Source organism: Geobacter psychrophilus, assembly GCF_056821595.1.
In genome coordinates this window covers 965867-986463 of the sequence record NZ_JBXDTU010000004.1, presented here as the reverse complement: position 1 = coordinate 986463, position 20597 = coordinate 965867, and the positions used below count along the sequence as shown (strand labels likewise).

General features: G+C 51.7%; 17 protein-coding genes and 1 tRNA gene. 8 read left to right on the top strand and 10 right to left on the bottom strand.

Annotated elements, in window-relative coordinates; genetic code table 11:
* Window positions 1-188: 188 nt before the first annotated feature.
* From ACOCF6_RS06885 to ACOCF6_RS06860, 6 genes are all read right to left on the bottom strand, one after another.
* Complete coding sequence (locus ACOCF6_RS06885) at window positions 189-503, bottom strand: cytochrome c3 family protein (RefSeq protein WP_482459648.1); 315 nt, start codon at window positions 501-503, stop codon at window positions 189-191.
* 409 nt (window positions 504-912) lie between these two features.
* Window positions 913-1275 (bottom strand): hypothetical protein, encoded by a 363-nt coding sequence (locus ACOCF6_RS06880; protein ID WP_482459647.1) that lies wholly within the window; start codon window positions 1273-1275, stop codon window positions 913-915.
* A gap of 105 nt (window positions 1276-1380) precedes the next feature.
* Window positions 1381-2199, bottom strand: coding sequence for a mechanosensitive ion channel family protein (locus ACOCF6_RS06875; RefSeq protein WP_482459646.1), 819 nt, complete (start codon window positions 2197-2199; stop codon window positions 1381-1383).
* 237 nt (window positions 2200-2436) lie between these two features.
* On the bottom strand, window positions 2437-2628 hold the full coding sequence (locus ACOCF6_RS06870) for a Thivi_2564 family membrane protein (protein WP_482459645.1): 192 nt from the start codon (window positions 2626-2628) through the stop codon (window positions 2437-2439).
* 30 nt (window positions 2629-2658) lie between these two features.
* Window positions 2659-2943 carry a hypothetical protein gene (locus ACOCF6_RS06865; protein WP_482459644.1) on the bottom strand — a complete coding sequence of 95 codons (285 nt, stop codon included), beginning with the start codon at window positions 2941-2943 and terminating at the stop codon, window positions 2659-2661.
* Window positions 2944-3337: 394 nt separating this feature from the next.
* Window positions 3338-3688 (bottom strand): hypothetical protein, encoded by a 351-nt coding sequence (locus ACOCF6_RS06860; protein ID WP_482459643.1) that lies wholly within the window; start codon window positions 3686-3688, stop codon window positions 3338-3340.
* A gap of 502 nt (window positions 3689-4190) precedes the next feature.
* Between ACOCF6_RS06860 and mobF the strand changes: the two genes are divergently transcribed.
* The 3 genes from mobF (at window position 4191) to istB (ending at window position 7282) form a co-directional block, all read left to right on the top strand.
* Entirely contained in the window at window positions 4191-4925 is a 735-nt protein-coding gene (gene mobF / locus ACOCF6_RS06855) for a MobF family relaxase (RefSeq protein WP_482459642.1), read from the top strand.
* A 115-nt stretch (window positions 4926-5040) separates the two neighbouring features.
* Entirely contained in the window at window positions 5041-6558 is a 1518-nt protein-coding gene (istA, locus tag ACOCF6_RS06850; protein ID WP_482458892.1) for an IS21 family transposase, read from the top strand.
* On the top strand, window positions 6545-7282 hold the full coding sequence (gene istB / locus ACOCF6_RS06845) for an IS21-like element helper ATPase IstB (RefSeq protein WP_482458893.1): 738 nt from the start codon (window positions 6545-6547) through the stop codon (window positions 7280-7282). The genes istA and istB overlap by 14 nt, the downstream gene beginning before the upstream one ends.
* A gap of 33 nt (window positions 7283-7315) precedes the next feature.
* Here the strand turns inward: istB and ACOCF6_RS06840 are convergent, their stop codons facing one another.
* Window positions 7316-8215 carry a hypothetical protein gene (locus ACOCF6_RS06840; protein ID WP_482459641.1) on the bottom strand — a complete coding sequence of 300 codons (900 nt, stop codon included), beginning with the start codon at window positions 8213-8215 and terminating at the stop codon, window positions 7316-7318.
* 1006 nt (window positions 8216-9221) lie between these two features.
* Between ACOCF6_RS06840 and ACOCF6_RS06835 the strand changes: the two genes are divergently transcribed.
* Entirely contained in the window at window positions 9222-9461 is a 240-nt protein-coding gene (locus ACOCF6_RS06835; protein WP_482459640.1) for a hypothetical protein, read from the top strand.
* A gap of 321 nt (window positions 9462-9782) precedes the next feature.
* Window positions 9783-11396 (top strand): recombinase family protein, encoded by a 1614-nt coding sequence (locus ACOCF6_RS06830; RefSeq protein WP_482463282.1) that lies wholly within the window; start codon window positions 9783-9785, stop codon window positions 11394-11396.
* Here ACOCF6_RS06830 and ACOCF6_RS06825 read toward each other — a convergent pair.
* Window positions 11355-11430: transfer RNA gene (locus ACOCF6_RS06825), tRNA-Asn, on the bottom strand. The two genes, ACOCF6_RS06830 and ACOCF6_RS06825, sit on opposite strands and share 42 nt — an antisense overlap.
* A 276-nt stretch (window positions 11431-11706) precedes the next feature.
* Here ACOCF6_RS06825 and ACOCF6_RS06820 point away from each other — a divergent pair.
* From ACOCF6_RS06820 to ACOCF6_RS06810, 3 genes are all read left to right on the top strand, one after another.
* Window positions 11707-12744, top strand: a complete 1038-nt coding sequence (locus ACOCF6_RS06820; RefSeq protein WP_482459639.1) for a GPMC system family 4 glycosyltransferase — start codon at window positions 11707-11709, stop codon at window positions 12742-12744.
* On the top strand, window positions 12737-13603 hold the full coding sequence (locus tag ACOCF6_RS06815) for a hypothetical protein (protein WP_482459638.1): 867 nt from the start codon (window positions 12737-12739) through the stop codon (window positions 13601-13603). Before ACOCF6_RS06820 ends, ACOCF6_RS06815 begins: the two co-directional genes overlap by 8 nt.
* A gap of 147 nt (window positions 13604-13750) precedes the next feature.
* Complete coding sequence (locus tag ACOCF6_RS06810; protein WP_482459637.1) at window positions 13751-14071, top strand: HU family DNA-binding protein; 321 nt, start codon at window positions 13751-13753, stop codon at window positions 14069-14071.
* Between the two features lie 89 nt (window positions 14072-14160).
* On the opposite strand, the gene ACOCF6_RS06805 is transcribed toward ACOCF6_RS06810, so the two are convergent.
* Entirely contained in the window at window positions 14161-15642 is a 1482-nt protein-coding gene (locus ACOCF6_RS06805) for a glutamate synthase subunit beta (RefSeq protein ID WP_482459636.1), read from the bottom strand.
* Between the two features lie 199 nt (window positions 15643-15841).
* A complete protein-coding gene (gltB, locus tag ACOCF6_RS06800; protein ID WP_482459635.1) occupies window positions 15842-20422 on the bottom strand; it encodes a glutamate synthase large subunit in 4581 nt (1526 codons plus the stop codon).
* Window positions 20423-20597: the final 175 nt, after the last annotated feature.

Sequence of the window (20597 nt, the reverse complement as noted above, 5' to 3'; positions counted from 1 at the left end):
TGATTGCGGAGAAGGGTTTGATTCCTTCTCCGCTTTTTTTTCGGGCTGATGCGGATGGGTTTCGAGCGGGTAGTATCCTGAATGCTGCGGGTGGTAGAGTAGCGACTGGAATCCTTTCTCACTGAGAGGGATTAATCCAGCCTGGATGCGGTGCGGGGAAATTACCGGTATTCGATAGCCTGTGCAGCTTACTTATGATGGCAGCCTGTGCACTCCACCGGACCTTCGCCGAATAGATCGTGGCAATCCTTGCAGTATTTATGCGCCCACTCTTTACCAAAGCCTTTGATTTTGCCGGGATTTGTCGTAGTGACTACTTTCCCGTCCGGGGAAACCGACACATTTTCATGGCATACAAAGCATTTGCCGACCCGCTCGGTTTGATGCAGTTTATGATTGAAGGTCATGCCGTTTTTTAATTCTACGACGTCAGCGGCAAATGCGCTGGATGCGATAAAGAGAAATACCAGTGCCAGTTTATTCAATATCGCTTTTTCTTTCATTAATCTTCTCCGGTTTATTGTGCATACGCCCAGCCATTTTATCAAGTTTCACTTCTCATTAAAGTATACAGCCAGCAATTTTTATGCGCAAATTAAAAAAACGACAAAATAAATCCTATTTGTATGGTTTGGTGAGGGGGCAATCCGCATAGTAGATACTTTGTAGTTTAGTTGTAACAGGGGAACGGGTTGTTACTTCCGGGATGATGAATAAGAATCTACGCTAGGTCATTGAAGGAAATGCCAGAGAGTATGCCAACAACGCGGGCTTGTCCGGTCAAGGTCAGGCCCGTGTTGTTGACTCAAGTGTGAGCTTTCCGATGTTGGATTGTCGGGCAGGTTGTATTTGTACTGTTGTTGCCCGAACAGATGGAGTAAACAGCATGCCCCTTCCGATAGCGCCGCTCTCCTAGATCTTCAGTGCATGTTCCGCCGCCCCGATCGCCATGAGGTACAGGCGGATGTCGACCGAGTATTCTTCACCTGACTGGGAAATCAATGCAACCACTTTTTCAAGGATCGTCTTTGCCCGGTCATTTTCTGTTGAAGTCCGGGTAGTGTTACTCTTGGCGTAGACCATGATTCTTATATCCGAACCGACATCTCGGAGACTGGCAGCGGAAAACTCGAGCGAAATCTGTTCCGGTTTGAGCAGTGCCACGTTTCCTCCCGGCACCTCCAGCACCCTGGCGATGATGGCCGGCAATTCCTTGGCCAGCATGTCAAGTGCACTGTTGTTGACGTTCGATTTGCTGATAATGGTTGCGTTCATTGACGGTTCCTTCCTTGTGTGCCTTTCAGGCGATTGATTGGTACTAAAACTTGCCGCTGCTGGGTCAGCAGCAAGGGTGGAATGGAAAACGGTGCGGACACTGCGTTATCTGGGCAGGGGATCCAGAAGGTGAATGTCATAACGGGGAATCGGGATATCGATCTGCTTGTCCCGGAAACCTTCGATTACAGCCTGGTAGATTGCAGCCTGAGCAGGAACAAAATCAACAACCTTCACCCAGGGCTTGATTGCCAGGGTGATGGAAGTTTCGTTCAGTGCCGCAATGCCGACAACAGCAGCTGGCGACGACAAAACCATGGGGTTTTGCTGCAGGATTGTATTCACTGTTGAGAGTGCCATGGAGATGTCCGCACCGTACCCAATGACTGCCGTCAGGTCGAGCTGGCGGACATTGCCGTAGTTGTGGAGTATCTCGCCCACAATCTTTCTGTTGGGAACAATTACATGGGAATTGTCCGTCTGTTGCAGCGTGGTGGAAAACAGGGCGATATCCGTTACCTGGCCATGTACCCCGAGAAGTTCAATGTATTCGCCGATCGTGAATGGTTTTGAAAAAATGATCGTCAGCCCGGCGACAAGGTTGCCGAGGATCCCCTGCATAGCCAGGCTTAAACCGACTCCCGCCACGCCGATCCCGGCTATGAGCGGCGTGATCTGTACCCCCATCTGCCCGAGCGCCATGATCCCGATGAATCCAATGATCAGCAGCTTGACGATCTTGACGATGAGGTTGCTGACCGGTTCGTCATAGGCCCTGGATTTCAGCCAGCGGTGTATGAGATTGCCGACCCAGCGGGCGATGACGACACCAATGCCCATCAGGACAATAGCGGTGAGGATTTGAATCCCGTGATCGACGATATAGAAAACAACCTTTTCGGTCAATTCCGGTGAAGTAGCCATTGCTGCTTTTTTTACAGGATTATTCTCTATCATGACAAACAGGATACCATGGGATGGGGGTGATCGCAATGATACGATCCAGACAGGTTGATCCGAATGGTCAGAATGAGGCGGGAGCGGCAACAGCGCACACGTCCGTCAGCACGATTCCCACCTGATTCCATACCTGCTTACATGACCCTATTCACGTATGCAAAAATTACGTATACAAGCGCATCTCATTTACAGCCAGTCAGGTTACTTCCCGACACGAATCGATAAGATGTTGCCGATGAGTCCGAAGACGCTTAAAAGCCATAAAATCACACCGATAACCACGACCACATTCAAAATCCTCTTTATGGTGGACTGCATCGGAATGTAGCTGTTAATCACCCAGAGGATCATCCCGATGACGACCAGCACAATTACTAATTGAATCAGCGGCATAGACTGTCTCCTTGTACGTTACTGCGCAAACTACCTGCGTCCGTTCCTGTTGGCAGCCTGAGCAGCGAGCTTCAGTTCATCGTTAACCTGGTCAAGCAGCACTTTTGCATTCTGGGCATGCCCCTCCATATCATATCTGTTGGCTTTCTGTGCCCTGGAGATTTTATCGTAAGCCTGACGACTTAATTTCTGCGCTGCTGCGATATCAGGGTGACGCCTCGGGTTTACATTCTGCGCGGGCTCTTCAGCGTAGACCGCACTTACAGAAGACAACAACAATGCTCCTACGATCACTGATAAAATTGATTTCCTCATCTCTACCTCCGGTTTTATTACGTTCAAGAACATATTTTGTAAGGAGGTAGGGAGCAACTAGCATGCCAGAGCAGACTTGCGGGGGAAGAGGCTTATTTTTATGGGGTAAATTGAATTGAGTGGTATGGAAAAAATAGAAAACCGCCAAAGTGGCCCGTCATGTTCGGCATAACTGCAATATATGACGGAATGCTTGATTGAGGGAGTTGACAATCCTGATGAGTATAATAGATGGATGGTCCACTCGCGCCGGACAAGGGGATAAAGGGCGGTACACCATAAAATATTGGACCCCGTACCACTGATTCCTTCTTTGGAAATGTTCCAGTCAAGAAATCAAATACCAAGCACACACAGGAATCCGCATACAATCAGTTTTAAGCGGGGTTATTTTCTACTGTGTAATTGTAACAATACATTCCATGCTGTTATCGACTCCGTTAAACATATCCCACTCAAACGAGACTACCAGGCCTAACTTGGCATAATTCCACGCTGCCCGATGATGCAACGGGTCAGGACGTGATGAAATTTCAGAAGGATCAGGCGTGCCATACATTAACCAAGTCGCGTTCATCTCTGACGTGCAATATGTGGGTGAAGGAATTGAAGAGTGTAGTGGCACAACGTAAACCGCCTGAGTAGGCGCAATTGTTACGGGTTCCGCCGCCGCTGGCGAGGTTGTCGAATCAGCACCGCATCCAATCAGCATGAGCAAAACCGGTATTGCAATAAGCGTTTTCATCTCCCGCCTCCAGTATTGATTTTTTACCTTGGGCGCAACAACGAGATACTGCAACAAATAACGTAATTGTTTTTAATTAAATGTGCTGATCGGTTGGTGTTAACTTGGTTCTTGAAATATTGCTCGCACCTGTTGGGCTGGGGGCTACTATGGGAAAAGTAAAGGTGGAGAGGTTCAAGCGGCAACAGCAAGAAGTGTAAAGAAAAAGGGCTCACAGATCATCTCTGTAAGCCCATGTTATTGTTGGCTCCCTGAAGATGGTGAAATTGAGTACTGGGAAGTTGGTCTTAACGTGCCGTTATCTTAACAAAAATTTTGGGGGTGGACAATGAAAAGTATATTTGCAGAGTTAGTTAGTCTTATCGGCGGGATTACGGAACAGGTAGGTATCGACATACAGGAAGAGTCCGCATCACGACAAAGGGTCATTCGTTTCGGCGGAAGTGTTCTGATGTTTTGTGTCGGAATGACTATTTCTATTTTCTGCACTCTGGTTTAGTCCATGATGTCGAAAAAAGTCATATCTGCTGCACAGGTTCACCATTACCACTATCTTAATGATAACAGGCTAGGCAATTCTGGCTGGTTTGGTAAGACAGCGGAAATGCTTGGTCTAGCTCAGGGAAGCCCTGTCCATGAGTATCAATTTGTTGCTTTATTGGCAGGGCTAGACCCGAATTCTGCTGAGCAATACATAACGAGCGGATATACCAGAGACGGCGTTGAAGCCCATAAAGCCGGTTTTGATTTAACATTTTCGCCGCCAAAATCCATATCTGTCTTGGGAGAACTCGGCGGAGATGAATTGAAGAAAGAACTTTGGGGGGCATTCACGGACGCAGTGAAAACGTCTCTAAGTTATGCAGAAAAAGAATTTGCGCAAGTTCGGCAAAAGATTAACGGTGAAGCAATACGCTTCGATAGTGGCAATTTAGCTGTTGCACTGTTTGAAGATGTGACCGCACGCCCAACACGGTCAGAGGAAGGCGACCTACTCCCAGGTGATATGCAATGGCATACACATAGCATCGTTATGAACATTTCCCGACGCGAAAGCGACGGGAAATTCGTAGCACTCGAAAACAGAGCAATCTTTCAAAACGGGCGGCTGTTAGATGAGATTTTCAAAAATGAACTTGCAGCGAATGTTCGTGAACTCGGTTTCTCCATAAGCCGGGATGACAAAGGAAATTGTGAGATAGCCGGTGTGCCATCTGAGGTTATTGAACATTTGTGAATCGGCATGCAATATTGACCCACTTAGGGGGATAATCGGCGTCCAAAATTGACCCACCTCAGCACCTTCCTCCATACTCTCTGGAACCAACCAGAGAGAGGAGTACCGAAAGGAGATGCTGAACGTGGAAACCATCCGCAAAGTCCGTCACGCCCACTACCGAGATGGCAAAGGCATCCGGGAGATAACCCGCGAATTCAACCTTGCCAGGAACACCGTCAGAACCATCCTCCGCACCGGCATGACCGACCAGAAGTACGTAAGGACTGAACAGCCACGTCCGAAGCTCGGCTCCTTTGAAGCCAGCCTTTCTGAATGGCTGGCTGAGGACAACAGCAAGCCTGTTCGCCATCGCAGAAGCTCTCAGATCCTGTTTGAGCAGCTACAGCGTGCAGGATACGAAGGAGGCTATGACAGCGTCCGCCGCTATGTGAGCAACTGGAAGAAAGCAGACGGCACGGCTGCTGTAAAGGCCTTCATACCCCTTGCCTATGACCCTGGTGACGCTTTCCAGTTCGACTGGAGTTACGAGAAGGTCGAACTCGGTGGTGTCCCCGTAGAGATAAAGATCGCCCACTTCCGCCTGTGTCACAGCCGCAAACCGTTCTGTGTCGCCTATACCCGTGAAACTCTTGAGATGGTCATGGATGCCCATGTCCGGGCCTTCGAGTTCTTTGGCGGTGTCTGCAGGCGAGGCATCTACGACAACCTGAAGACGGTAGTTACCAAGGTGCTGATGGGCAAAGACCGGGTGTTCAACCGTCGCTTCCAGAACCTGGCCTCCCACTACCTGTTTGAACCGGTAGCCTGTACGCCAGCCGCAGGTTGGGAGAAGGGACAGGTCGAGAACCAGGTCGGCGTAGTCAGGAAACGTTTCTTTGCCCAGCGTAGGCGGTTCAAGGACGTGGCTGAGTTGAACGAATGGCTACTGGACCAGTGCCGCAATCACGCCGCCACTTTCAAGCATCCCGAGCTCAGGACCAGAACCATTGACGAGGTGTTTGCCGAAGAGCGCAACCGTCTGCTGAGTATGCCGTCTCCGTTTGATGGTTATCAGGAAAGCGTTGCGCGTGTGTCGCCGCAGCTCCTGATCAGCTTCGACCGCAACCGTTACAGCGTCAATGCGATGGCTGTCGGTAAAACAGTCTCAGTACGTGCATACGCAAGCCGGGTGATCATCGTAATGAACGGCACAACGGTTGGAGTCCACGACCGTAACCTCAGTCGTGACAAGGTCATCTACGACCCCTGGCATTATATCGCCGTACTGGAGCAGAAACCGGGAGCCTTGCGAAACGGTGCCCCCTTCAAGGAATGGGATCTGCCGGAATCGATGGGTGAGGTCAGAAAGATACTGGCGGAACGCAGCGACGGAGATCGCCAGTTCGTGGGGATATTGAGCGTCGTCCGTCGTTATGGCTTGGAAGCCGTGGCAGAAGCGTGCGCCAAATCGATAGCCGACAAGACGGTCAGCAGCGATGTCATACTCACCATTCTGTCACGCACACACGATGAGCCGCAACCGGAACCGCTGCAGCCGTCAGCACAGTTGCCGCTGCTCAGGTTGGTCCCGGTGGTGGACTGTTACCGCTATGACCGCCTCCTCTCGGGAGGTGCCTATGGTACTGCGTGACCGACTGATGGAAGCCATCGGGACGCTCGGACTGTACGGAATGAAGTCCATCCTTGATGAGGTGCTGGCGGCAGGGATAAAGAGTCGGGCCACTCCGGACAAGATACTGTGCGACCTCCTGGAAGCGGAGATGGCGGAGAGGAAGTTAAGAAGCATCCGTTACCGCATGAGTCTGGCCAGGTTCCCGGTAGACAAGGATCTCGACCGGTTCGAGTTCGCAGCCACACCAGTCAATGAGATGCAAGTCAGAACCCTCTATGATGGCAGCTTCCTGTCCGATCACAGCAACATCATCATGGTCGGCGGTACCGGAACCGGCAAGACGCACCTTGCCATCTCCATAGCTCGGCAGAGTATCAGAAATGGCAGGAAAGCCAGGTTCTTCAACGTACTGGATCTGGTGAACCAGTTGGAGCAGGAGAAACTCGACAACCGGGGTGGCAAGCTGGCGGAACACCTGGCAAGGCATGACCTGGTTGTCCTTGACGAACTGGGTTACCTGCCATTCTCCAAGAACGGCGGCCAACTCCTGTTCCACCTGATCTCGAAGCTTTACGAGAGAACATCGCTGATCATAACAACCAACCTGACGTTCGGCGAATGGCCACAGGTATTCGGGGATGGAAAGATGACGACAGCCCTGCTGGACAGGATCACTCATCACTGCGAGATAGTGGAAACCGGAAATGAAAGCTGGAGAATCAGAACGAGGATAAACAACTAAAAACTACTGCTGGGGTGGGTCAAAATTGAACGCCTATAGCGGGTCAAAATTCAATGCCGATTGACAGTTAAGCCACCGTTTAATTTCTGAACCGTCACCCCCGCACGCATTTTGAACAGCTGCAACAATTTCTTCCTTCTGTTTGTCAGTCTGGACGTTTTTTAAATACTTCAGGATGACCTGTAAACTCCCGTCAACGTTTTTTTCAATATTTAATAGTTCGTAATGAGCTTTGTCCTGTGATTTCAACTCGGTGCGGGTTTTTTTCAGAGATTCAGGCTCTACGGAAAAGTTTAGCTTTTGTCCTTTAGAAAGCTTTACTGGAAAGTCGGTGAAAATATCGCCGGATTTGATGTAGTACATATCCTCTGTAGCCCAGTGAAATTCTGTGTCTTCGCCTGTTGAACGGATATAGCGGCTACCGTCTCGACCAAATCGTCGTTCAACAATAAAATCTCCATCCTGGTAATGCCGCGAAAAGAATTGATAAAGTCGATTCAATACTTCAGACCGGTCTTTAATTGATGTTGAGCTCGATGCCTGCTGCTCTAATCTGCTACGATATTCCGCTACCAGTTGAGAAGTCGCTTGAATTTTTTCCAGGGTAGACAATTGAGATTCGCGTTCGGTAGGATTCATACCCGGTTTGATGCTCAGTTGTTTTTCTAGGTCAACAATTCTATATTTGTCATCGGCAGTTGTTTCAGCATCAGCAACTGAAAATGTTTCCTCAAGGATTGTGGAGAGATGACCTCCCTTAAGAGATTTTTGCTCCTTTTCAACGATAATCTCCCCGAGGAAATCACGAACCTCTCGGTTGTGGCGCTTAATCACGCGATAGATTCCAAAATCCAGGCTTTCGGCCGCATCAAGCTGGAACAATTCCGTCATAAGTTCAATAAATCTTGTTTCTGCTTGTTGTGTCAGGGACATATGGGTTCCTTCAAAAGGGAAAAGTTTGCTAAAATATGGATGGCGTTATTGTCTTAGCAGGAAAGTCTATCAACAAAATATCTATAATTTTGAATGGTTGTATACATAACAGAAATCATCAGTAAATTCCACCCGAATGAAATCCCATTAAATCATATTTTTTCCGGATGCGCTTCAAACCTTCGATTACTCTTCGGTATCAAGCGAATTCTTACATTTATGACTAACCGTGCCTATTCGGCACTGTAAGTCGTCAACATCGCATCATACAGAAACAAGACTGGAAAACAGAAAAACTTAAAGCTGCTGTATATCAACAACTGGGGCGGTGACACCCCTCCTTAGAAACGGAAGCTTTGACCATGAATTATATTTTCAAGGACAAGTTTTATAAAAATTAAACAAAAATAATATTAATTGGATAAAAACTAGTTACAGATGTGTAGTTTTTTTTGACTGGTAATTTTGTTAATTAGTAATTAATTACAATTGCTTGTATTTAGTGTCTCTGTGACTCTAAGTTGTTAAATTAATTCAGCTTTGTGCAAAAAAAAGCTCGACATATTGTTTTGGCTGTGGTACATATGTTTTGCATAATTCTTTTTTCCACTTTTTGAGCAGGCGATTTCATTCCCTGCAACCATTTATCCTCTCAATGGATTATTGCGCCCACTTCGGGCGTCAGGAACCCGAGAGAGCTTTAAACTCCTGCGACCTCTTCCCGCTGGCTTCTTTGTTGCAGGCCTCACAACACTATAAGTGTATCTAGTGCCCGACCGCTTTTTGGTTCGGGCATTTTATTATCATCTGAATGGTTATCCCATTCACTCCAATATATCCCCTCCATTTAAGAGCAGCGTCTTTCGGAAACATAATCCCGTTGCATTCAATACACTCATTTCTAGTTCTGGCCTGATTTCATCATGCTTTACTGCATCAGCACAATCACAAGCGTCCACAAAGTTAGTATCGACACTCCCGCTCTGGGAGGAGAAAGGAGGAGCACATGTCACACCAGCTTTACGCAAAAATTAAACCAAGCTCGAAGTACTACCATCAGAATGAGTTGGCCAAGAATGAAGGAAAATTTCCTTTCCCTGTTCAGATAGTTCCACAATGGGATGCATATTGGGTAAAAGGCGGCCCAGGCGGGCAATACTGGTTTGAAGATGTTGACCTGTTTATTGTAGTAGATGGTTACGAAATTAAAATAAAGAAAGTTAAAGTGACCAAAGTAAATAAGTAATATTTACAACTAATACTAATTAGGTCAAATAACAGTAAAAATACTATTAATAATTAATATGCATCCTCGCTAATTGTATAACAAAACAAACTAAATCTAGTCATGGAGTCATTACACACACTCCAAATTAATAGAAGCCAGCAATACAATTTGCGAGGCTTCTATGAAACACAGGAAGAATGATAAAATACATGAGACATTGACTGTAGTATTTGAAAATGAGACAATTAAGAACTATGAAGTTTATCTTGCCGAAATAGATTTACTGACATCATACCTTTTACAAGAATTGATGGAATTTTTCTCGAAGGGGGCAGACTAATGAGAGTGGCGCTTTACGCACGCGTTAGCACCGGAAAGCAGGCTGAAAAAGACTTGTCCATCCCTGACCAGTTTTATCAGATGGAGGAGTGGTGCAAACGTAACGGGTATGAAGTGGTTCAGAAATATGTTGAGCCTGGAAAGTCTGGAACCAGCGCCCAGCGTCGCAAGGTCTTCCAGCAATTGATGGCGGATGCATGTGTTTCACCCACGCCATATGATGCGGTAATCGTACACAGCTTTTCGCGTTTTTTCCGGAACCTCATAGAAATGGCTTTGATTCAGCGTAAGTTGAAGGAGCATGACTCGCAACTCATCTCCATAACACAACAGACCTCTGATGACCCTACTGGCGATATGATGCGGTACTTGATTAGCATGTTTGACGAGTATTCGAGCAAGGAGAATGCTAAGCACACATTGCGGGCTATGATGGAAAACGCCCGTCAGGGAAACTTCAATGGAGCAAGGATTCCTTACGGCTATTGCCTTGTGGAACTGTCCGAGCGCGGAAATAAAGGGAAAAAGAAACGTCTGGCAATCGAGGCAGACGAAGCCGAAATCGTCCGCAAAGCATTTGATTTGTATATAGTCAGAAACTTAGGATTGAAGGGAGTCGCCAGCGCTCTTAACGAACAAGAAATCCTTCGCAGGGGGAAACCCTGGAGTACAAGCACCGTTAGCGAGTTGCTGACTAACCGTATCTACGTCGGGGAGTATTACTTCAATTGCAGCTGTACAAAAACCGGCAAACAGAAACCACTTGAAGAATGGATAAGAATCCCCATTGAGCCTATCTTAACAGAAGAAACATTTACCCTCGCCAAGGCCCGGAGGCATGAGCGCAGCCCCCAGATAACCCACCCGCGCCTTGTATCCTCCCCGCGCCTTCTTACCGGCATTCTTCGGTGCGGAGAGTGTGGTGGCACGATGACGACCGCAACAGGAAAGCATAACCGGTACCATTACTACAAATGCACGACTAGGATAAATCAGCACAGAGACCGTTGCAGCAACAAGGCACTGCCGATGGATAAGATGGACAATCTCATTCTTGAGGCGCTGGCAAACAAGGTCTTCACCCCCGAGCGTGTGAGCCTGATGCTTGCCGAACTGAAGAAGAGGATGAACAAGAGCGGGAGTACCGATGACATTCTGCGTTTGTCAGAGCAGCTTCAGGCAATCCAAGCCAGGATGAACCGTCTTTATGAGGCAATTGAAAACGGGTTTATTACTCTCGATGAATCCCTGAAAGGTCGCGTCGATAATCTTAAACGCGAAAAGGAACAGGTATCGGCAAAAATCCGGCATTCTCAACAATCATCGACGGCGATGATTAGTGGCGTCGATTCAGGAGACGTAAGGCAGTTTTGTAACCTAATGAAAAAGAGATTGTTTGACGTTTCCTCGGGTTTCAGCAAGGACTATGTGAAATTGCTGGTAAAGGAAGTTGAGGTAAGGAAAGAGGAGGTTGTCATACGTGGCAATTACGGGGCGCTACTGGGGGCGGTAAAGTTTGCCAGAAAAAAAGAAACCGAGCACTTATCAGCAAGTACTCGGTTTCATCAAGTTTGGCTCCCCTTCGCGGACTCGAACCACGGACAAGGTGATTAACAGTCACCTGCTCTACCAACTGAGCTAAAGGGGAATAGGAAGCAATTTATTTAGCAAATAAGACGGGTGGAGTCAAGCCTAAAATGCAATATTTTTTTGTTAACGTTGAGAGAGCATGCTGAGGCCCGGTAAATATTTGCCGTCAGCGGTTGAAAGTCTCCCAAAACAAAACAAATATGCTATATATTTGGCTGCCTCAATATTGGGGATCTCTTCCAGGATTGAGCCCGTTTTAAATCTGGCGGTATACGTTAAACTGCACAGTTGCTGTGCGATGAGAGCATCAGTCTTGGTCCAGAAGAAAGTGTACATGCGAATTGCTATTGTATCGCCTTATTCCCACGGCCCAATCAGGGGTAACATCACCACTGTCAGGCGCATCTCACGTGCCCTTGGTGACAAGGGGGTGGAGACGGCTGTTCTTTCTGCGGATGTCATGTCTGCTGCGGAAATGGAACATAGCCTCCAGTCATTTGCTCCGGATTTGATCCATGCGTTTCATGCCGGCATTTGTGGAGAGCTGGCTTGCCAACTGGCAAACAAGTCAGGTATACCCTATGCAATTACCATCACTGGCAGTGATATTAATGAACCGCAATTCCGGGAACATTCAGGCACTCGTCGAGCTATGGATATGGCCGCTGCCATAGTTTGCTTTGATGAACTAGAGGCCGCCCGGGTGGGCAGGTACTTTCCCCGCATACGCGAGCGAATTTCCATAATTCCCCAGGGAGTTGCTCCCTTGCCGGTGACGGTGGATACCGGTTATTGCATTCCAGAAGAAGCCTTTGTACTGTTGCTTCCGGCAGCTTTCAGGCCGGTAAAAAATATCGAATTCCCGCTGCGGGCACTGATCCCTCTGGCCAGGGAAAACGATAAACTGGCTCTGGTGATTGCGGGCGGCATCATCGATAAAGGGTATGCTGACAGAGTTCAGGAGATGATTGCCGCAGCTTCCTTTGCTACCTGGCTCGGCGAAGTTCCTTATGAGCAGATGGGAGCTCTCTACGCGCGCGCCGATGTGGTGCTTAACTGCTCACACTTTGAAGGCATGCCCAACACTCTTCTGGAGGCAATGGCATTGGCACGTCCGGTGCTGGCAGCTGACATACCGGGTAACCTCTCACTGGTACATGACAACGTGACCGGCTGGCTGTACAGGGATGAGGACGACTTCAGGGCACAGGTGACACAGCTCATGAATGACGCCGCCCTGTGTGCAGACGTCGGGAGGGGTGCCCGGGAGTATGTACAATCAAACTTTTCGCCACACATCGAAGCTGAGCGCTATTTAGAACTCTATACTATGCTGCGGTCCAAATCGCAGCCGCGAGGTGTCCATGTATAACGTGCACAACCAGATCCGTCGACTGAGCGACAATGTACGCAATTTTCGGCAGGCGTATGTTCCCGGCAGAACTATACCGGCAACTGCGGCGTTACTCATATGCATGGCGCTGATTGCCCCGGTCTGGTCAGCAATGCCGGTATCTGCTTCTGATGTTTCGAATTACGAAATTTCTATCGGTGAACTCAACAAGGTCAAGAAAGAGCGTCCGGCAAGAAAAGAGCGGAAAGAGCGCAGGAAAAAAAAGGAAGAGAGCGCGGCACAGCAGCCGTCGGCTGGTGCAGCAGTCTCAGCTGTAACTGCTGAAAAAGCTGATCTGGCACAAGTATCGGCCCCGGTTGAAACGAACAAGGCTGTTACGGCTGAATCCGCACAACAGCTGGCCGCGGGGCAGACAGGCAGCGTCTCTCCCAATAAGGCAGCGGCACCTCAAACCTCTACATCTCCGGTCACCATTCACCATGATCCTTACAGCTACATACGTACGGGCAAGCGCACGGTAATCCAGGCGGTCATCAGCAGTGCGCATGCCGGCATCCGGACGGTTTGGTGCCGTTTCCGTTCCTCAGAGAACGGGTCGTATGCCCTTGTACCAATGGTGCCGTCACCTGGAACCCACTTTACATTTTCGGCTGTTCTGCCGGGTCTGGCAACAGCAAGCGGTTCATTGCGCTACGCCATTGTTGCGGTCGACGAATCCGGTAACGAGGGGCGTAGCCAGGAATTTGTCATAGCGGCAAAACCCACGTCTGTGCTGCCCGGATGGCAGCTGGAATCCTCAGTTGATACGATTAAAATCGTGCGCGAGAACAAGGAAAAACCACTTGAAGGCTTCTCTGATCCGGGAATTGTAGAATAGAATTGGTTGATCCTTCACAAAAGCGCGTCGATACTGAATCCAGGGTTAAATGAAAAAAACGCATCTCCGGGCAGTGTATACGTCACTTTATTGTAGACAGTGGCTAAATTGAGCTATATATAGATAAATCTCATTTTAGGAGGGCTTATGACCAAAGTAGAGCTCGTAGCAAAGATTGCAGAGGATGCAGGACTGACAAAGGCTCAGGCAGAGAAGGCGCTTAACGGCTTCATCTCGGCAACAACAGCAGCAGTCAAGGCCGGAGACAAGGTTACCCTCGTGGGCTTTGGTACATTCAGCGCAGTAACCCGTGCTGCCCGTACCGGCAGAAACCCCCAGACCGGCAAGGCCATCAAGATTGCCGCCAAAACCAACGGCAAGTTTACACCAGGCAAGGCGCTGAAGGATCTGACCGCCAAACCGGTAAAAGCCGCACCAAAAGCCAAGGCACCTGCAAAAAAGAAATAGTCAGTACTTCGCTGGTTTCAATCAAGCGAAAAAAGGCCCGCTTCCAAAACTGGAAGCGGGCCTTTTTTACTGTATCTGCTCCACTAACTTTACGGTAATTCGGTCGTTCCCATCAGATAGCGGTCGCACTCCCGTGCCGCGCCGCGCCCTTCATTGAAGGCCCACACAACCAGGCTTTGACCGCGTCGACAGTCTCCGGCCGCAAATACACCCGGCTGGCTGGTGGCGTATTTTTCATAGTCAGCCTTGATGTTGCTGCGGGGATCACGTTCAAGTCCCAGTGATTCGATCAGCGGTTGTTCAGGTCCAAGGAAACCCATGGCCAGCAGCACCAGCTGAGCCGGCAAAACCTTTTCAGTGCCGGGCACCGGCTGAGGAATGAACTGCCCTTTGTCATTTTTCGCCCAGTTAACCTGTACGGTATGGACAGCCTTCACATTTCCATCGGCATCACCTTCAAACCTGGTAGCCGTTGTCAGGTATGTGCGCGGATCAGCCCCGAACCGGGCGGCAGCCTCTTCCTGGCCGTAGTCAATTTTGTGGGTCTTGGGCCATTCCGGCCAGGGATTGTCCGCGGCACGCTCATCCGGCGAACGGGGCATGATCTCCAACTGGCTGACCGATGTGCAACCGTGACGCAGCGAGGTGCCGACACAGTCGGTACCGGTATCGCCGCCGCCGATGATGACCACGTCCTTGCCTTGGGCGGAGATAAATTCATTATTCTGGTCAAGGACCGCTTTGGTGTTGGCTGTCAGAAAATCCATGGCAAAGTGGATCCCTTTCAGACCGCGGCCTTCAATCGGCAGGTCACGCGGGACCGTGGCACCGGTGGTCAGTACAATTGCATCGAATTCCTTTTGCAGCTTTTCCGTCGGGTATTCTTTACCGCCAATTTCGGTGTTGCAGGCAAAGCTAATGCCTTCGGCTTTCATCAGGTCAATGCGGCGCAGGACAACCTGACGTTTGTCGAGTTTCATATTGGGGATACCGTACATCAAAAGTCCACCTGGCAGGTCGGCCCGTTCAAAAACGGTCACGCTGTGGCCGGCTTTGTTGAGCTGGGCGGCGGCAGACAGGCCGGCAGGGCCAGAGCCGACCACGGCCACCCGCTTGCCGGTGCGTTCGTTCGGCAGGACTGGAGCGACCCAACCCTCCTCAAAACCGCGCTCGACGATGCTGACTTCGATGTTCTTGATAGTCACCGGCGGATCGATGATCCCCAGGGTGCAGGAGCCTTCACAGGGGGCCGGGCAGACGCGTCCGGTGAACTCCGGGAAGTTATTGGTCTTGTGCAGTCGATCCAGCGCCTGTCGCCACAGCTTGCGGTACACCAGGTCGTTCCACTCCGGTATCAGGTTGTTGACCGGACAGCCGCTGGCCATGCCGCTGATCAGCTTCCCCGTATGGCAAAAGGGTATGCCGCAGTCCATGCAGCGGGCGCCCTGAGTGCACAATGCTTCCTCCGGCATGTGCAGGTGGAACTCGTCCCAATCCTTGATCCGCTCCAATGGCTCACGGTCTGACGGGATTTCGCGCTGGTATTCCATGAATCCGGTTGTTTTTCCCATGTTCGTTTCCTATGCCTTGTTATGATGATTCAAATTTCTGATACAAAGTTTAATGTACAATCCCTGAAGGGATAGTGCGTTTTCGAAATCCTTTTCTGCACCCCGATGCTCGAGATAAGTGTGTTCACGAAATTATTTCAGAACTACCCTGAAATAATTTCTACCTCACTAAAAAACACAGAAAAGGATTTCTAACTTACTAATGGGCAGGCATGTGTGAATTTTCTTCAAAAGCGGCCGCTAGGGCTTCATCGCCGCTGAAACCAGCTGCCTTGGCCCGTTCCAAGGCCTGAAGAACCCGTTTGTAGTCCATCGGCATGACTTTTACAAACTTGTTCACATAGGCGTTCCAGTTGTCGAGTACCATTGTGGCGCGCGAGCTGCCGGTGCATTCGGCGTGCTTCCTGATCATTGTCGTGACGACGGCTTCATCTTCGCGATTCAGCTGCTCCAGGCCCACCATCTCCGTGTTGCAGCGGCTGGCAAAATCACCCGCTTCATCCAGGATGTAAGCAACTCCACCGCTCATGCCGGCAGCGAAGTTGCGTCCGGTCAGGCCGAGCACAACTACTGTTCCGCCGGTCATGTATTCGCAGCCATGATCGCCGACTCCCTCGACAACCGCATTGACACCCGAGTTGCGGACACAGAAGCGTTCGCCGGCCATGCCGCGGATGTAGGCATCACCGCTAGTGGCTCCGTAGAAGGCTACGTTGCCGGCGATGATGTTTTCTTCAGCCTTGAAGGTTGACCCTGCCGGAGGAAAGACGGCAATCATCCCCCCGCTCAGACCCTTGCCCAGATAATCGTTGGCGTCGCCTGACAGCCGCAGGGTGATACCCCGTGGTACAAAGGCGCCAAAGCTCTGGCCGGCAGAACCGTTGAAGAGCAGATTGACAGTGCCGTCCGGCAGGCCCGTTGCGCCATGGCTGCGGGTGATCTCGTTGCCCAGGATCGTACCGACGACGCGGTCGACGTTGGTAATGGATAGTTCGGCGCTGACCTTTTCACCCCGCTGTATGGCTGGCTGGCAAAGGTCAAGCAATCTGGTTATGTCGATGGATTTATCCAGTCCATGATCCTGGGCTTCGCTGCAGTAACGGCCAACTTCCAAACCGACCTGCGGCTGATGAAGCATGCTGGAGAGATCCAGTCCCTGTGCCTTCCAGTGTTCGATGGCCTTTTTGGGCTCCAGCAAATCGACACGACCAACCATCTCGTTCAGGGTGCGGAAGCCGAGCTGGGCCATGATCTCGCGCAGTTCCTGGGCTACATAGCGCATGAAGTTGACGACATACTCCGGCTTTCCGGAGAAATTCTTACGCAGGATCGGATCCTGGGTGGCAACACCGGTTGGGCAGGTATTGCTGTGGCAGACGCGCATCATGACGCATCCCAGGGTAACCAGCGGGGCCGTGGCAAAGCCAAATTCCTCGGCCCCCAGCAGGGCGGCGATGGCCACATCACGCCCGGTTTTCAACTGCCCGTCGGCCTCAACGGTAATACGGCTGCGCAGGTTGTTCAGCACCAGGGTCTGGTGCGTTTCTGCCAGGCCGAGCTCCCAGGGGAGTCCGGCGTGCTTGATGCTGGAGATCGGCGAGGCGCCGGTGCCGCCGTCATAGCCGCTGATCAGGACCACATCGGCATGAGCCTTGGCCACGCCGGCTGCGATGGTTCCGACACCGACTTCCGAGACCAGCTTGACGCTGACGCGGGCACGCCGGTTGGCGTTTTTCAGATCGTGGATCAATTCGGCCAGATCCTCGATGGAATAGATGTCGTGGTGGGGGGGCGGCGATACCAGCCCGACGCCCGGTGTGGTGTGGCGGGTCTTGGCGATCCAGGGAAAGACCTTGGTTCCGGGCAGCTCGCCACCTTCACCCGGTTTGGCGCCCTGTGCCATCTTGATCTGGAGCTCACCTGCATTGGTCAGGTAATCGCTGGTGACACCGAAACGGCCGGATGCCACCTGCTTGATGGCGCTGTTCTTGGAATCGCCCTGCGCGTTGGTCCAGGTAAAACGTTCGGGATCTTCGCCCCCTTCGCCGGTGTTGGAACGGCCGCCGATGCGGTTCATGGCGATCGCCAGCGCCTCATGGGCCTCCTGGCTGATGGACCCGTAGGACATGGCGCCGGTCTTGAAGCGCTTCATGATCTCTTCGATCGGTTCGACCTCCTCGATCGGTACCGAAACGACAGTCTTTCTGAATTCCAGCAGACCGCGCAGGGTGTAATGGCGGGTGCTCTGCTCGTCGATCAGGGAGGAAAAGACCTTGAACTCGCTGTAATCGTCCGTGCGCACCGCCTTCTGCAGCGATGTAATGGTCAGGGGGTTGTACTGGTGTTCTTCACCATCCTTGCGCCACTGGTAGACTCCGCCGGCCTCCAGGGCCGGTTCTGCCGGCACCCGCTCGGGGTAGGCCCGTTTGTGGCGTTCCAGCAGTTCGCTGGCGATCCCTTTCAGGTCGGTGCCTTCGATGCGCGACGGTGTCCAGGTGAAATACTTTTCGATTACCGAGTGGTGCAGGCCGACCGCCTCAAAGATCTGGGCGCCGCGATAGCTTTGCACGGTGGAGATGCCCATCTTGGCCATGGTCTTGACAACACCCTTGATGGAGGCCTTGATGAAGTTCTTGACCGCAGTCTTGTGGTCCACATCCGGCAGCATACCCAGCTGGATCATGTCATCCATGGATTCGAAGGCCAGGTAGGGATTGATGGCATTGGCGCCATAGCCCAGCAGCACGGCAAAGTGATGCACCTCGCGCGGTTCGCCCGATTCCAATACCAGTGAGACCCGGGTGCGGGTTTCGCTGCGGATCAGATGGTGGTGCAGGCCCGATACGGCCAGTAGGGCCGGGATGGCGGCGTGGGTCCGGTCTACGCCCCGGTCGGAGAGGATCAGGAGGGTATTGCCGTCTTGAACCGCTTTATCAGCGGCCGCACAAAGAGCGTCCATGGCCTTCTCAAGACCGTCGGTGCCGCTCGCTGCCGGGAAGAGCAGCGACAGGCTGGCGGCCTTGAAGCCCGGCAGGTTGATCAGGCGCAGCTTGTCAAACTGCTCGTTGGAGAGCAGCGGGTGATCCAGCTTGATCAAGCGGGCACTGGCGGCATCCGGCTGCAGCAGGTTGGCCTCGGAACCGAGCAGGGTCGTGGTCGAGGTGATCAGCTCCTCGCGGATCGGGTCGATAGGCGGGTTGGTAACCTGGGCAAAGAGCTGCTGGAAGTAGTTGTAGAGCAGCTGGGACTGGCTGGACAGCGCAGCCAGCGGTGTGTCGGTGCCCATGGAACCGAGCGGCTGGACGCCGTCGCGGGCCATGGGGCCGAGGACCACCCGCTGATCCTCAAAGGTATAACCGAAGGCCTGCTGGCGCTCAAGTACGCTGGAGTGATCCGGTTCCTGGGCATGGGGTGCATCGGGCAGCTCTTCCAGCAGGATGTGATTGTCTGCCAGCCACTGGCCGTAAGGATGGGCAGCGGCCAGGTCCCTTTTGATCTCCTCGTCCGGTACGATGCGCCCCTGTTCCGTATCCACCAGGAACATGCGGCCCGGCTGCAGGCGTCCCTTGTGCAGGATACGCTCCGGCTCGATCGGGAGTACTCCGGCCTCGGAGGCCATGATGACCAGGTCATCGGTGGTGACGTAGTAGCGCGAAGGGCGCAGGCCGTTACGGTCCAGGACAGCGCCGATGCTGCGGCCGTCGGTAAAGGCGATCGCCGCCGGTCCGTCCCATGGCTCCATCAGGCAGGAATGGTATTCGTAGAAGGCCTTTTTGTCGGCGCTCATGGTCTCATGGCTTTCCCATGGTTCGGGCACCATCATCATGACGGCATGGGGCAGTGAGCGGCCGGCCATGACCAGCAGTTCCAGGCAGTTGTCGAACATGGCCGAGTCGGAGCCGTTGGTGTTGATGATCGGCAGGGCCTTCTTGATGTCGTCGCCGAACAGTTCGCTCTCGAACAGTGACTGACGGGCATGCATCCAGTTGACATTGCCGCGCAGGGTATTGATCTCGCCGTTATGGGCCACAAGGTGGTAGGGGTGGGCGCGGTCCCAGCTCGGGAAGGTGTTGGTGGAGAAGCGCGAGTGCACCAGGGCAATGGCGCTTTGCATGTCCGGATCACGCAGGTCCGGATAGTACTGGTCTACCTGCACCGGCATGAGCATGCCCTTGTAGATGATCGTCCGGGTCGACATGCTGGACACGTACCAGTGTTCGTCAACGCCGGCCCGCCGGATCTCGTTGGTTGCCCGCTGGTTGATGACGTACAGCTTGCGGTTGAAAGTCTGCTCGTCAAGGCAGTCGTCGGGACGCTTGAGAAACAGCTGGCGTACCTTTGGCTCACCGGACTTGGCGGTGTTGCCCAGGGAAGAGTTGTCGGTCGGCACATCGCGCCAGCCGATGATTTCGACCTGTTCTTCGCGCAGGATCTTTTCCAGGATGTGGCGGGCACTGTTGCGCTGGGGTGCATCCGGGGATGTGAAGATCATGCCGACGCCGTAGTGGGTCGGTTCGGGCAGTTTCATGCCCAGCAGGGTACAGGCCTTGTGCAGAAAGGTATCCGGCATCTGTATGAGGATGCCGGCGCCGTCTCCCGTATTGGGCTCACAGCCGCAGGCACCGCGATGGTCGAGGTTAAGGAGGACCGTCAGCGCCTGGCTGATGATCTCGTGGGATTTTTTCCCCTTCATGTTTACGACGAACCCGACACCACAGGCATCATGTTCGAATTGCGGATCGTAGAGTCCCTGTTTTTTGGGTGGTCCGATGTTTTTCATGTGACAACCTTCGAGAGTAGTTTTCAGATCAGGATCATCCGCTTCAGGAGCGGGTGTAAAGATGTATAGCAGAGAGTGTGCCATAGATTGTGTATACAGCAATGACAAATGTATTGAATCTAGATATCAGGCGCTTATGATCGCGTAGCTGTCATATCCCGGAGTTGTTGCTGTC